General features: G+C 43.3%; 10 protein-coding genes and 1 pseudogene. 4 read left to right on the top strand and 7 right to left on the bottom strand.

Features of this window, described 5'->3' with window-relative positions; genetic code table 11:
• The first annotated feature begins 128 nt into the window (after positions 1 to 128).
• Entirely contained in the window at positions 129 to 1,436 is a 1,308-nt protein-coding gene (murA, locus tag L0M98_RS12700; RefSeq protein ID WP_186976858.1) for a UDP-N-acetylglucosamine 1-carboxyvinyltransferase, read from the top strand.
• A 94-nt stretch (positions 1,437 to 1,530) separates the two neighbouring features.
• Positions 1,531 to 1,767, top strand: coding sequence for a hypothetical protein (locus L0M98_RS12695; protein WP_227216278.1), 237 nt, complete (start codon positions 1,531 to 1,533; stop codon positions 1,765 to 1,767).
• A 40-nt stretch (positions 1,768 to 1,807) separates the two neighbouring features.
• Here the strand turns inward: L0M98_RS12695 and folK are convergent, their stop codons facing one another.
• The 4 genes from folK to L0M98_RS12675 form a co-directional block, all read right to left on the bottom strand.
• Complete coding sequence (gene folK, locus L0M98_RS12690; RefSeq protein WP_227216276.1) at positions 1,808 to 2,287, bottom strand: 2-amino-4-hydroxy-6-hydroxymethyldihydropteridine diphosphokinase; 480 nt, start codon at positions 2,285 to 2,287, stop codon at positions 1,808 to 1,810.
• Between the two features lie 67 nt (positions 2,288 to 2,354).
• Positions 2,355 to 2,987, bottom strand: coding sequence for a DUF4290 domain-containing protein (locus L0M98_RS12685; RefSeq protein ID WP_099290613.1), 633 nt, complete (start codon positions 2,985 to 2,987; stop codon positions 2,355 to 2,357).
• A gap of 145 nt (positions 2,988 to 3,132) precedes the next feature.
• Positions 3,133 to 5,403 carry an ATP-dependent helicase gene (locus L0M98_RS12680; protein ID WP_227216275.1) on the bottom strand — a complete coding sequence of 757 codons (2,271 nt, stop codon included), beginning with the start codon at positions 5,401 to 5,403 and terminating at the stop codon, positions 3,133 to 3,135.
• A gap of 428 nt (positions 5,404 to 5,831) precedes the next feature.
• Positions 5,832 to 6,551 carry a 16S rRNA (uracil(1498)-N(3))-methyltransferase gene (locus L0M98_RS12675; RefSeq protein WP_227216273.1) on the bottom strand — a complete coding sequence of 240 codons (720 nt, stop codon included), beginning with the start codon at positions 6,549 to 6,551 and terminating at the stop codon, positions 5,832 to 5,834.
• 213 nt (positions 6,552 to 6,764) lie between these two features.
• Here L0M98_RS12675 and L0M98_RS12670 point away from each other — a divergent pair, with 213 nt between their 5' ends.
• On the top strand, positions 6,765 to 7,229 hold the full coding sequence (locus L0M98_RS12670; protein WP_227216271.1) for a hypothetical protein: 465 nt from the start codon (positions 6,765 to 6,767) through the stop codon (positions 7,227 to 7,229).
• 84 nt (positions 7,230 to 7,313) lie between these two features.
• On the opposite strand, the gene L0M98_RS12665 is transcribed toward L0M98_RS12670, so the two are convergent.
• The 3 genes and pseudogenes from L0M98_RS12665 to L0M98_RS12660 all read right to left on the bottom strand — a co-directional run bounded on the left by L0M98_RS12665 (position 7,314) and on the right by L0M98_RS12660 (position 13,083).
• Positions 7,314 to 9,926, bottom strand: coding sequence for a golvesin C-terminal-like domain-containing protein (locus L0M98_RS12665; protein WP_227216357.1), 2,613 nt, complete (start codon positions 9,924 to 9,926; stop codon positions 7,314 to 7,316).
• Positions 9,927 to 10,100: 174 nt separating this feature from the next.
• Positions 10,101 to 10,685: pseudogene (locus tag L0M98_RS22695) on the bottom strand (ABC transporter permease); the annotation flags it as partial.
• A gap of 238 nt (positions 10,686 to 10,923) precedes the next feature.
• Positions 10,924 to 13,083 (bottom strand): elongation factor G, encoded by a 2,160-nt coding sequence (locus tag L0M98_RS12660; protein ID WP_227216270.1) that lies wholly within the window; start codon positions 13,081 to 13,083, stop codon positions 10,924 to 10,926.
• A 186-nt stretch (positions 13,084 to 13,269) separates the two neighbouring features.
• Here L0M98_RS12660 and L0M98_RS12655 point away from each other — a divergent pair, with 186 nt between their 5' ends.
• Positions 13,270 to 13,950 carry a zinc metallopeptidase gene (locus L0M98_RS12655; RefSeq protein WP_099290811.1) on the top strand — a complete coding sequence of 227 codons (681 nt, stop codon included), beginning with the start codon at positions 13,270 to 13,272 and terminating at the stop codon, positions 13,948 to 13,950.
• Positions 13,951 to 13,974: the final 24 nt, after the last annotated feature.

Below are 13,974 nucleotides of genomic sequence, written 5' to 3'. Positions count from 1 at the left end.
CATTTTTCAATAAAAAATGATTTTCACAAATGTATGCAATAATTTTGGTCATGCAAATTTAAAATTGGTGTTGTTTTGTTTCTCGTCTATTTTTTGATAGTTTTACGTCGGAACAAAATAGATACGGAATGAGTAAGTTTGAAGTTATAGGAGGGAAGCGGTTAAAGGGCGAACTGGTCCCTCAAGGAGCGAAGAATGAAGCGTTGCAGGTGATATGTGCCTGCCTGTTGACGAAAGAAGAAGTAGTGATTAGCAATATACCGGAGATACTGGACGTGATCAAGTTGATCGAGTTGCTGAAAGGTATCGGTGTGCAGGTGGAGCGATTGCAAAAAGGGGAATACTCCTTCAAGGCTTGCAATGTCGATTTGAAGTACTTGGAAACGGAAGATTTCTACCATAAGGCATCCAGTTTGCGCGGTTCCATCATGATTCTCGGACCTTTGTTGGCGCTCCACGGTTTCGGGTTGGTGCCGAAGCCGGGTGGGGACAAGATTGGGCGTCGTCGTCTGGATACCCATTTTTTGGGCTTCGAGAAGTTGGGGGCTACTTTCGAGTATGACGGGGTGTCCGGGTGTTTTAAGGCGTCGGCACAAAAGCTCAAGGGGGCTTATATGTTACTGGACGAGGCGTCGGTGACCGGAACCGCGAATATCGTGATGGCGGCAGTCCTCGCCGAAGGGGTTACGACTATATATAATGCGGCTTGTGAACCTTACGTGCAACAACTTTGCAAGATGTTGAATGCCATGGGAGCCCGTATTTCGGGGATTGCTTCCAATCTGTTGACTATCGAGGGTGTCGAGAGTCTTCACGGTTGCCGTCACCGTTGTTTGCCGGATATGATTGAAATCGGTAGTTACATCGGGTTGGCCGCTTTGACGCGTTCGGAGATCACGATCAAGGGATGCGCCATTCCCCAGTTGGGAATTATCCCGAATGCTTTCCGCAAGTTAGGAATCCGCATCGAGGAACGGGACGATGATTTATACATCCCCCGTCAAGAGCATTACATGATAGAGGACTTTATCGACGGGTCCATTCTCACGGTTGCCGATGCCCCGTGGCCGGGTTTGACACCCGACTTGTTGAGTGTCTTTTTGGTTGTGGCAACGCAGGCTAGGGGTAGTGTGCTGATTCACCAGAAGATGTTCGAGAGCCGTTTGTTTTTCGTGGATAAGTTAATCGACATGGGAGCAAAGATCATTCTTTGTGACCCGCACCGCGCCACGGTTATCGGTCAAAACCACGAGTCGCAACTGCGTCCCACGAAAATGACCTCTCCGGATATCCGTGCCGGAATCGCCTTGTTGATCGCTGCCCTCTCCGCACCGGGAAAGAGCGTGATTGACAATATCGATCAGATCGACAGGGGGTATGAAAATATCGACGAGAAACTGAACGCTATCGGGGCGGAGATCAAGAGAATGGTGTAATTGATTACAGTGTGTAAGTTGTTGAATATGAATAACAATATGGAAAAATAAGATTGCGTTCTTCAAGGATGCGGGGACTGTATTGGAAGTTCCCGTGTCAACAGAAGAAAAAACAGTATGGCTCAATCGTCAGCAGATGTCTGTATTGTTTGATAGAGATGTAAAGACCATTGGTAAACATATCAACAATGTTATGCATGAAGAATTGGAAGGACAAGTGGTAGTCGCAAAATTTGCGACTACCACTCGGCATGGTGCAATGGAAGGCAAAACACAAACTAAACAAACGGAATATTATAATTTAGATATTAGATTGAAGGATACTCTATGAAGATTTTTGTAATCTAAAATCATAAATCTAAAATCGTAAATTACAAAATTATTTCGGCTTTTAAAGTATCCGGACTTTCTTGCAGGAGTTCGGATATTTTTTTACGGAGAACGGGATGCATGAAGTCCGGCATGATTTCATTTAACGGGCACAGGACAAAATTGCGTTGTGCCATTCTGGGATGAGGTACTGTCAGACGGGGGGTGTCGATGATCCGTGAGTCACAGAACAGTATGTCGATATCCATGGTACGGGAACAGAATTGTACTCCCGCGCGTACCCTCCCCAGTTTTTGTTCGGTTTGCTGGCATTTGTCGAGAACTTCTTCCGGGGATAATTCCGTGTTGTAGGTCACGATTTGATTGTAAAAGGTATTCTCCGATTCAAATCCCCAAGGGGCGGTTTCGTAGAGGGAAGAACGAGTTTCGATCTTCCCGAGCTCCGACATTTCTTTTACCGCTTCATCAATGAGTGCTTTCCGGTCACCTTGATTTCCCCCGAAAATAAGAGTTACCAGCATGTACTAATTTTAGATTTTAGATTTTAGATTTTAGATTGAGTAACCTCAGTCTGAAATCTAAAATAAATTAGTGTTTCTTGTAATTGAACTTTCTATTCTTTTGTTGCCTGTTATTATTATTGTTGTTGGAAGGTTTTTTATTCGTCTTCTGCAACAAGTCTTTAGAATGAGATAATGTCATTCCTTCCGGCATTTCGATATTACCACCGTACAACGTGTTTATATCACAATAGATTTGTTCGTCTTCCACGGAGTCTTTGTTCCACGTGAGGAACGATTTTTTCATGTGGTTTGCCGTCAATACGGTAAGAACTCTCTTTATTTCAGGGTCTTCTGTTTCCTTGATTTTCTCGATTAGTTTTTCGGTGAGCAATCCGTAATGTTTATATTTGATACGGTGTTTGCTGTACGGCAGCCTTTCCGGCTTTTCTTCCAGAATGGCTTTATCGGGAAGCGGGTAGGGGGAGTCGATATCCAACGTGAAATTCGACATGATCATCAAGTGATCCCACAGTTTATGCCTGAAATCCGGCACGTCGCGTAAATGCGGGTACAAGTTTCCCATCACGCTGATAATCGTTCTGGCTGCACGGGTGCGTTCGTCTCTATCTTCTATTGTTGCCAGATGGTCAATCATTATTTGAATATTTCTCCCATATTCCGGAAGAATCAGTTTTTTTCTTTGGCTATTATAGTCCATTACAGGATATGTTTTGTATTTAAATTAGTTATTTATGGGGAAACGCCGGAAAAATCATTTCGCTATACCGGAATAAAACTCCCTCACGTGTAATTATAGATATTTAGAATATGCCGCAAATATAATACTTTTTATTTATAAGTCGTTAATTTGTATCCCCTTGCACGTATAGTTTTGCAAACTTTAACAAAAGTACTTTCTGACCATGCTTGGCAAATAGCACTTTAGCTTTTTTGTTTACCCCCAATCCGTCGAGCGTGATGACCTTTCCCGCCCCGAAATTCGGGTGATAGATAATCATTCCGGGTACTACCGTGTCGCCGCTGATCGCTTGCAATCTGGAGGTGTCCACATCCGGTATTTCCACGTTCGGCTGAGGGGATAAAGTCGGTTTTGCCATCCTCGTCACGCGTCCCGGCACTTGCAATTGCCGGTCTTCCCGTGAGCGGGTGGGGGTGAAAAAACCTTCCAGATACACGGGGTCGATTTCCGCGATAAATCGTGACGGTTGCGGGTACACCACGTTCCCGTTCTTGTAGCGGGTGGTGGCGTATGTCATGACCACTTTTTTCTCCGCGCGGGTCAGTGCCACGTAAAACAGGCGTCTTTCTTCTTCCAGAGCCGCGGGGGTATAAGCGCTTTGTTGAGCGGGGAAGAGGTCTTCTTCCATGCCCACGATAAAGACATTCTCGAATTCCAATCCTTTCGCCGAGTGAATGGTCATCAGCGTCACCTTGTTGTTGTCTTCCGGTTTTTCGCTATCTTGGTCAGTCAACAAGGCAACTCCCTCGAGGAACGACGGGAGTTTATCATCCCGTCCCTCGTTGTAAGCCGTTTCGCTGAAGTCTTTCACCGCGTTTAGCAACTCCTGTATATTTTCCTTTCGGGATACGCCTTCCGGGGTATCGTCGGCGGATAGATCGTCGATGATACCGGATGTTTTGGCGATACGGTAAGTCGTGTCGTACGCGTTTTCTTCTTTTGCCAACTCGGTAAAGCCCTCGATCAATTGCCTGAAATGCGTCAGTTTGGCAGCCGTCGCGGCAGAAACCACGCCGGGTACTTTGTTCAAGTTGCAGAGTACCGTCCAGATGCTCGCGTTGTATTTCAGGGCGACTTCCTTGAGTTTGTCCACGGTCGTGTCGCCGATACCTCTTTTGGGATAATTGATGATTCGCTTCAAGGCCTCCTCGTCATTCTGGTTGACGGTCAGGCGAAGGTATGCCAACAGGTCTTTGATCTCCTTTCTTTGATAGAAAGAGAGTCCCCCGTATATTTTGTAAGGAATATTTCTTTTGCGCAAAGCCTCTTCCATGATACGGGATTGCGCGTTTGTCCGGTAAAGGATGGCAAAGTCATTAAATTCCGCTTGCTCGTTCTGGGAGATGCGGAATATCTCTTGGGCAACTTGGAAACCTTCTTCTTTGTCCGACATGGCTTTCATTACCCGTATTTTGTCGCCTTCCTCGTTTTCCGAGAAAGTCTTTTTGGGTATCTGCTCCTTGTTCCGGCTGATGATACTGTTCGCCGCGTCCACGATGGTGGTCGTGGAGCGATAGTTCTGCTCCAGTTTGCAGAGCTTGTAGCCGGGGTAGTCGTTTCGGAAATTCAGAATGTTCTCGATACGGGCGCCCCGGAAAGAATAAATACTTTGCGCGTCGTCCCCGACCACGCATATATTCTTGTGTTGTTCCGCGAGTTTCTTGATAATAAGGTATTGCGAGTAATTGGTATCCTGATACTCGTCGACCAGAATGTAATCGAATTTCTTCTGGTATTTTTCAAGTATTTCCGGGAAGTCACGGAACAATATATTGGTTTGCAACAATAGATCGTCAAAATCCATGACATCGCTTTGGCGGCATCGTAACTGGTAATACTTGTATATTTCCGTGATCATCGGTTTTTTCGCCGCTTGATCGGCAGCCACGATTTTTGCCGATTGGGCGTACGCCTGCGCTACGACCAGATTGTTTTTAGCCATGGAGATTCGTCCCAGCACGTCGTTCGGTTTATATACCTTATCATCCAGTCTTAAATCTTTAACGATCGATTTGATCAGGTTCTTGGAATCCTGCGAATCGTATATCGTGAAATTGGACGTGTACCCGAGATGTTCGGCTTCCACCCGTAAGATTTTCGAGAAGATGGAGTGAAATGTCCCCATCCACAAGTTGGAGGCATTTCCTTGTCCGACGAGCGTGGCAATACGTTTTTGCATCTCGCGTGCCGCTTTGTTCGTGAAGGTTAGCGCCAAAATACGGTAGGCGGGTACGCCTTTGCTCAGCAAGTTAGCGATGCGATATGTCAATACCCTTGTCTTTCCCGATCCTGCACCGGCAATCACAAGCGTGGGGCCTTCCGTGTTTACAACAGCCTCTCTCTGGTTCTCGTTCAATTCGTTAATAAAGTCCACGATTTTTGAGTTTTCTGGAATCTTGAATTAGTCGTGCAAAAATATAAAATCATTTCCATATCGACTGGTGTATCGCGTGAAAATTTACAATTTGTTCCGAAGGAGCATTTATGCGGGGAATATTTATCTCACTCTCTTTGGCTTGAGTGAGGGAGGCATAACGGTTATGCTAGGGTTAAGCTCCGGTGTCGGGTAAAACTTGTTAAAATTTTGGTCGTGTATTGCTACGGAACGAGGATTTTTCGCCCAAGTTAAAAAAGCGTATTTTTTACTAAAACGTGGGCGAAGAGTGGGCTATAAGTAGGCGAAGAGTGGGCGATCCCGCCCAATAGTCTGCCAATTGTCGCCTTTTAACCGCCTAATGGGGTAGTATATCCCTAATTTGCGGGTAGGAAAAGTTATAGCCAAGTAAGGGAAGATGCCGTTTGTCAGTCGTGTTTTACTCGGGTTTCCTGTATGAAATTGATGCTGTGGCAAGCCACGATGCCTGCGGTTTCCGTGCGCAGGCGACTTTCGCCCAGTGTCAGGGGGATAAAGCCGTTGTTTTTGGCAAGTTCTATTTCCCGGCTGGAAAAGTCGCCCTCGGGACCGATTAGTATGGTGATCGGCTGGTCGGGGAGATAGGCTTCGTCCAGTCGTTTTTTGTTGTCCTCGTCACAGTGGGCGATACATTTTACGCCTTCCCGCCGTGCCTGCACGAAATCGTCGAAGGGTGTCATCGGGTGAAGCTCGGGAAGGTAGGCTTTCAGCGATTGTTTCATGGCGGAAACGATTACTTTTTCCAGTCTGTCCGGTTTGATGATCTTTCGCTCCGAGTGTTCGCAGAGTAGCGGGGTGATCTCGTCGATTCCTATTTCCGTGCATTTCTCGAGGAACCATTCGATGCGCTCGATGTTTTTGGTCGGGGCAATGGCGATATGTACGCGGAACTCCCGTTGCCCGTAATGTTCTATTTTCTCGATGCACTTGATTTCACAGCGCTTGGCATTCGGCTGGATGATCTCGCAGGTGTAGAATCCCCCTTTACCGTCGATTAGCGATACTCGGTCACCCGCTTCGAGGCGAAGTACTTTGATGCAGTGTTTTGATTCTTCTTCCGGTAGCGTGTATTCATTGCCCGTGATGTCCGGCGTGTAAAATAGGTGCATAGTTCCGTGTTTTAATGACGGGGCAAAGGTATAAAAAGGCTTGATAAGACACAATTGCAGTCGATAATAATATTTTTAAGCGTACGTTCTTTTCTTGTTTAGTGTTGTGATTATATATTGTAATTATTTTACTAATGTGATATATTTATGTTGAGTTATTCATTGAGATTTAATATATTTGCAAATATGATTATTAATCTAAAATAAATTAGTATGAAAAAAATTAAATTGTTAGTGTTTATTGTCGTTTTAAGTTGTGGTGTTTTTTATACCGCACGTGCTATTATTTTCGATGAAGTGCCCGGTACTCCTAGTTTTATATATTGGAACGTGGATGGTCAACACGAGGGGGACCCTTTGATTTTAAAATTGGGAAGTTCGCTAGAAATGTATATTTGTGCGGAAGCTCCATTTGATGTATATCGTCTTGGAATCGAGGCAAGAATCACAATGTTAGGAGTGACGTTTAATATTCCTATGCCGGAAAATGATTATTCGGCTCATATTGTAAATGCGGAATTGCCTTTAAAAATGGGAAGAGATTTGATATGTCGATTTACGTTTTTTATGCCGGATTATACTTTTATGGACGGATTGCCGGGGAGTATGGAGATTTTGTTTTATGATGGCTCAAAAGTAATTGCGGCGGGTAAAACAAAAGTGAAAATAAGTAAATGATATGGATTGAAAAATGATTATACATTAGAATTGTTGGAATATTTGTTTTTACGGTATCTAATGTATAATCACGTTTTGTCAGTGTTATTTCGTGTTTTTATATACCCATTTGATGGCGTCCGCAATGAGAATTTGCTCCTCGTCACCTTCATCGTAAAGAAATATTTTATGCTCTCCGGGTGTGCAATAAAATGAACCTAAAGAGTGCCAGCCTTGATTTTGATTCATATTAATGTACGAGAGTTCTTCCTGCTTGTCATGGAAAAAAATTCCATATTTTTGTATATAGGATTTTAAACGATTATTAGCTGGAATATAGTTTTCCGGTATATAGACCAGAATCTCGAACATTCCTTCCCTGTCGAGATTGGTTTTCCATTCTGCTGCAGATTTGTTGCTGGATTTCACTTTTTTGTACATGTAACTTCGAATCGGGAAACCATAGGCTTCTTGATGGATATATTGTTTCCATGTATCGGGGGAAGTTGTTATCCATTGAGATTTGAAGTTCTCGTACTTTTCCCATGTATGGATATCATTTTTCAGATGAGCTCGTAATTTACCGGAGTATTGTGTCGTTTTGAATCCGGGATCGGTGTTATCCACGATAGTTTCGTCAGGTGTTGTTAGAAAATGTTCTTTAGTAAGATCACGTGTATATTGTGTCGTATCGGATGAGAAGGCATTAGGGGTGCTGTTAATTTGAATCCGGTTCGGGATATTTCCTGAAATGTTCGTGTTTAGACTTATTGCGCGTAAGTTGTCCACCATGAAAGAGAATTCTTTTCCCGTGTTGGCTTTGATTTCAATCGCTTGATATTTAATGAGGTGTGCTCTTTTCTTTTCGTCAAGAGCCTGTCGCAATGCGGTCAAACCACCGGGTGGTAAGGTTTTACTTTCGATATTTATGATGCCGTCTACGTTGCTATTGTTGAAAATGCTGAATTTGACATTACTCCGGTGGCGTCCGTCTGTTGTTTTGATAATAGTGTAATAGGTGTTTTGAATAAAATAGGTTGGAATTTGATTGCAATTGTACCATATAGGGATAATTTCTTCCCAATCGATGTGGTGTTTTGCTTTGAATTCTTCGTTGAGCAGCTGAAAATTCACTTTTTGAAATTGATACCGGGTGATAAAAGTGTTCAAAAATGATATGAGGCTATCTTGGGGTATGCCTCGTGTGTTGAGAATATCTACCAATTCCCGATTTTTTAATACTAGAATGGCATCAAGAACAGGTGATTCGATGTGCTCGTCTTGCAAAGCTTCTTTCAGACTCTTGCCGGAAAGATATTCTATGGCTTGAAACTCTGTTCTCGGTAATATATGTTTGCGTCCGTCTGTGTTTGTCGCGTTGTTGTCAATTAAAGTGATGTTGACGATGGTATTGATGCAGGGGTATTCGCTTGAATACAGGTATGTCATTTGATTGATAAAAAGCGGGAAAATCAAATGCAGGTTTTTCGAATACTCGAAAGAATCAGGATAAAGTAGCTTTTTTTTTCTTGAATATAGTGCCAGAATATTTTCCCATGAAAACGAGTGTTGAATGTTGTTTTCTTTTAATAGGAAATTTTGAATACTTGAACTTTGTTCGTCGGTTGTTTTTTTGCTTGGAGAAATTGGTGTGCCGAATCCTCGCTCCGGGTAGAATACCAGTTCCGGTTGAACGAATTCACTTCCCCCTTGCGCGTTACGAAAGTAAGAGGTGAAATTGACAGGGGTTTCGGTGAGGATAAATCGTTTGTAGGGATAGTTTTTTCCTGTGGTAACTTCTGCTACATGTTTCACTTGTCGTATTAAGTCCACGAGAGAGAAATCTTTGTGTTTCCCGAAATTTTTGAATAAGTGGGCGTGTTTGTTAAAGATATTAAGTTCGTATGTGATTGAGTCAACTGTGATTCTACGAGTTATGTAATCCCCGATACAGAGTGAAATACCGGTGAGTGGATATTCATTTTTAAAAACGGTGTATTTGCTGTTAAATGATTTTTTCCCTTGTGAGATTGCTTTGTTTTTTCCGGTGGGTGATACTTGTAATGTATAATTCGTGAAATTTTTAGGTGTTTCGTGTGGTGAATGTGGATTTACGGGAGGTTCCGTTGTTGGATACCATGAAACTTCCGGGGTTAGTAAAGTGAAGTTTTTTTCTTGGTATGCGTAATGTTTTCCGTGGCGACTCGCTAAATACATTTTATCACTTGTATTCGTGATTGCTTTGTCCGGGATATCCAAATAGCATAAATTTTCATCGACTCGTCCTTCGTATGATATTTGAAACTCTATTGAATCATTGACAAGGAGCTGGTTTTTAATAATAATGACTTGCTGCTTGCGTTCATAAGGTAGGGGTATTCCGTTAGAAGTCAGCGAAGTGATTTTTAAACCGGGATTAAGATAGAGGATAATTTCATCAAGTATTTTTCCCGATAGGTTTTGTACGAGTAATTCGGAATTTACTGACATTTTTTTATGCGTTTGCTCGTATTTTATGTTTTGCGATAGTAATGTTGCTTTGGGGGCGGATGTAAATTTGTTATAGATGTCAGAATAAGTATGACGGAGTGAGAGTGAACATTGGTTTGAAATGAAAAAGGTGATACCGGAGAGAAGTCCGATTGTGATGAGAGTTACTGTGATGTAGAGCCTCTGTTTTTTTGAGGGATGATTGGGAAGCCGGGGAAAGTTAAGCACGGTCAATTGAATTAATCCTAAGCCAAGGAAAAGCCAGCAACCGCGTTGGAGAAGATAATTTGTTATATTCGGGTGTCCCGTGATGTCAGAGAATGTATTGGGAAGCGTGATCCCGAACGGGTCAAGAAGGCCGGATTGATAATCTGTAATGTAAAATACGGTGAAAAACACGTATCCCAAAAGAATAATAATACTTAGTATGTGGTTTTTTATCCAAGTAACCATGAAAAACGAGAGTCCCAATATAAATATAATGGTGGGGACAAGTAGCGTGAGCAGATAAAATAAATAATGTAATATATTGAAAGGTGCAGAACTGGTAAATACATGCGTGAACATGGTTAATAACAGAAGTAATGTGGCAACTCCACCAAAGACACAAATAAATGCAAAACAGATTCCCTGTATATATTTCGTGTTACTTATCGGGCGATAGTATATTGTTTCTAATGTGTCGATTTTGCGTTCTTTGTACAAAAAGTATGATCCGAAGACAATTAACGGGAGTGTTAGAAAAATAGAGAAGAGGAAAGTATTCATGTATGGAATAAACGAGGAGAAGTTTAATTCATCCAAGCTGGAAGAATAGAAAATATTACTTTGGTTTCGTATTTGTGCATATATAATGATTCCATACGTGAAAAGAAAATAGATGATCAAGAACTTGCTTCTTAGCAAGAGTTTTATGTTATAATGAATGACATGTAAATTAAGAATTTTGTTTTTAGACAATTCTTCTGTTTGTTTCTCGGGTGTCATAGATTAATGTATTGTTTGCAAGTTTTGAGCGTGTGATGATACAAATATATACAAATGTATTTGTTTTTGTATTATTAATATGTAAAATTGATGTATTGCTCCGGGAATAATGAAATTTAGTGGCTGTTATTCCGTGTAATTAGTATTGTTCCACTTGTTCGCGAGTAAAGAAACTCCAACTATTTTGAATACAATCAAAATAGTTGGAGTCGTGTAAGTTGAATTTATGTATCTGTAATTAATCTTCGTCTTCCTTCTCTTCTTGGTAAGTTTTCAGCAGCTCATCCTGAACTTCTGACGGCACTTTTTCATAGCTGGCGAAACTCATCGTGAAGGAGGCGCGTCCACCGGTGATGGAGCTTAATGCCGTGGAGTAGCGTTGCATTTCTTTTAACGGTACTTTCGCCATTAGTTTCTGGAACCCGGAGTCGGCTTCCATTCCCATGATGATGGCTCTACGGGTTTGGAGGTCGCCCATCACGTCGCCCATGTATTCGTCCGGAACGAGGACTTCCACGTCGTAGATAGGTTCAAGGATTTTCGGACCGGCTTGTTTGAACGCGGCGCTGAAGGCATTGCGTCCGGCAAGTTTGAACGAGATTTCGTTTGAGTCCACGGGGTGCATCTTGCCGTCGTACACGCTGACACGGATGTCGCGGGCGTATGAGCCGGTAAGCGGGCCTTCTTCCATTTTCTCCATGATACCCTTCAAGATTGCCGGCATGAAGCGGGCGTCGATGACACCACCCACGATACAATTGTAGAATACCAATTTCCCTCCCCACGGCAATTCAACGACTTCGGTGTCTTTCACTGAAATTTTGCTGTCGACACCGTTGATTTTGTACATGGTCGGGGCGGGCATGCCCTCGGCATAAGGTTCTATCACGAGATGTACTTCTCCGAATTGTCCGGCACCTCCCGATTGTTTCTTGTGGCGGTAGTCGGCGTAAGAGTATTTGGTGATGGTTTCGCGATACGGTATTCTTGGCGGGTAAAATTCGATTTCCAACTTGTCGTTGTGCTCGATGCGCCATTTCATCGTGTTCAGGTGGAATTCTCCCTGACCGGAGATAATCATTTGTTTCAATTCCTTGGAATATTCCACGAGGAACGTGGGGTCTTCCTGATGAATACGTTGCAGTACTTCGGCGAGTTTTTCCTCGTCGCTCGTGTTGGCGGCACGTACGGCTGTTCTGAAACGGGGATTCGGGTATTGGATTTGACCGAATTTATAATGAACGTCTTTCTCGTTCAGCGTGTCGCCGTTGTTCGTGTTTTTCAGTTTAACGGTGGCGCCAATATCTCCTGCCATCATTTCAGGTACTTTCGCACGGTTTTTCCCGGCTACCGCGTATAGCGTGGAGATACGTTCTTTACTGTCGTTGGTGGCGTTATATAGATCGTCACCTTCATGTACCGTGCCGGAAGCCACTTTGAAATAAATCACTTCTCCCAAATGAGGCTCTACCGTGGTGTTGAACATGTACAGGGAGGTCGGGCCTTTTTCGTCGTAAGGAACTTCTTGACCGTCTTCGGTGATGGACGGGGGCATGCTGCCGGCACTCGGTGCCACGTTGATAACAAATTCCATGAAACGACGCACGCACATGTCTTTCTCTGCCGACACGCAGAACACGGGGAACATATCCCGTGCGATGAGTCCTTTGCGGATTCCCGTGCGCATCTCGTCTTCTGTTAGCGAGCCTTTCTCGAAGAATAATTCCATGAGTTGCTCGTCGTTCTCGGCGGCAGCCTCGATCAATGCGTTATGCAGTTCGTGCGCTTTCTCTTCTTCTTCTTTGGGGATGGGGAGTACTTCCGGTTTGCCGCCCTCGGGTTTCCATTGGTACATTTCCATCTTTAAAACGTCAATTACCCGGTTGAATCCGAGTCCCGGGTTCACGGGGTATTGTACTTGCACGACTTTTGAACCGAAAGCGGCTTTCGCTTGTTCCATCGTGTGGTCGAAATTCGCTTTCTCGTGATCTACTTGGTTGATAACGAAAATCAACGGTTTGTTGAGTCTTTTCGCGTGACGTGCGATGATTTCGGTTCCTACCTCGACACCTCTAACGGCATTAATGACCATTACTCCGGTATCGACAACGTTCAGCGCAGAGATAACTCCTCCGACAAAATCGTCTGCACCCGGGGTGTCAATAAAATTGAGCTTGTGCTCTTTCCACTCCGTGTATAGTACAGCCGGGAATACTGATGATCCGTATTCCTGTTCTACCGGACGGTAGTCGGATGAAGTGTTTTTTGCACTAATGCTACCTCTGCGCGGGATGACCCCGCCCTCGTACATCATGGATTCCGCTAACGTGGTTTTGCCGGACCCGGCACTACCCACCAGCGCGATGTTTTTAATTTCGTTAGGTTTATAGGTCTTCATTATAATACAGTTTAGTTAATAACGTATATAACTGTTCAAATAATTCGAGGGTTACAAATTAGTGAAGATTTTATTAAAAAGCAATAGTTTATGTCATTCTTGCTAAAAATATTTATCAACGGGGGGAATGGTCTGTTTTTTGTATATATTTGAAATGAATTTTAATTTGATTGATTTATGACAGGAATGAGTTTGATTTGGATAATATTTATTGGATTTGCGATCTTGAGTTGGTTGGTAAGTCACCAGTTACAAGTTCGTTTTAAGAAGTACTCTAAAATACCCACCGCTAACGGGATGACCGGGAAAGACGTGGTGGAGAAAATGTTGAGGGATAATGGTGTACAAGGGGTGAAGATCGGTAGTGTACAGGGGCAACTGACCGACCATTATAATCCGACGAACAAGACGATTAATTTGAGTCAGGAAGTATATTATGGTGCCAATGTGGCAGCTGCGGCTGTGGCAGCACACGAGTGCGGTCATGCTTTGCAACACGCGCAGGCTTACGGTATGTTGAAATTGCGTTCGGCTTTGGTGCCGATGGTAAGTTTTGCTTCCCGGTGGGTACAATGGATACTGTTGGCGGGAATCTTAACATTACAGGCATTCCCTCAAGTAATGTTGGCTGGGATTATTCTTTTTGGAGCAATGACTTTATTTAGTTTTATCACGTTACCCGTGGAAATTGATGCCAGTCATCGGGCATTGGCATGGTTGCGGAATTCCGGCATAACGACTTACGAATCGCAAGAAAGTGCTAAGGATGCCTTGAAATGGGCTGCTTACACGTACGTGATTGCCGCACTTGGTTCTTTAGCTACCTTATTATATTATGTCATGATCTTTATGGGGCGGAGGGACTAATAAGTTTGTAAGGTTTATAAAGTT

The sequence above is a fragment of the Butyricimonas sp. DFI.6.44 genome, from assembly GCF_022132345.1.
Taxonomy (GTDB): domain Bacteria; phylum Bacteroidota; class Bacteroidia; order Bacteroidales; family Marinifilaceae; genus Butyricimonas; species Butyricimonas muris.
Note: the sequence above shows the minus strand (reverse complement) of the source record. Positions and strands in the feature narration are given on the sequence as shown.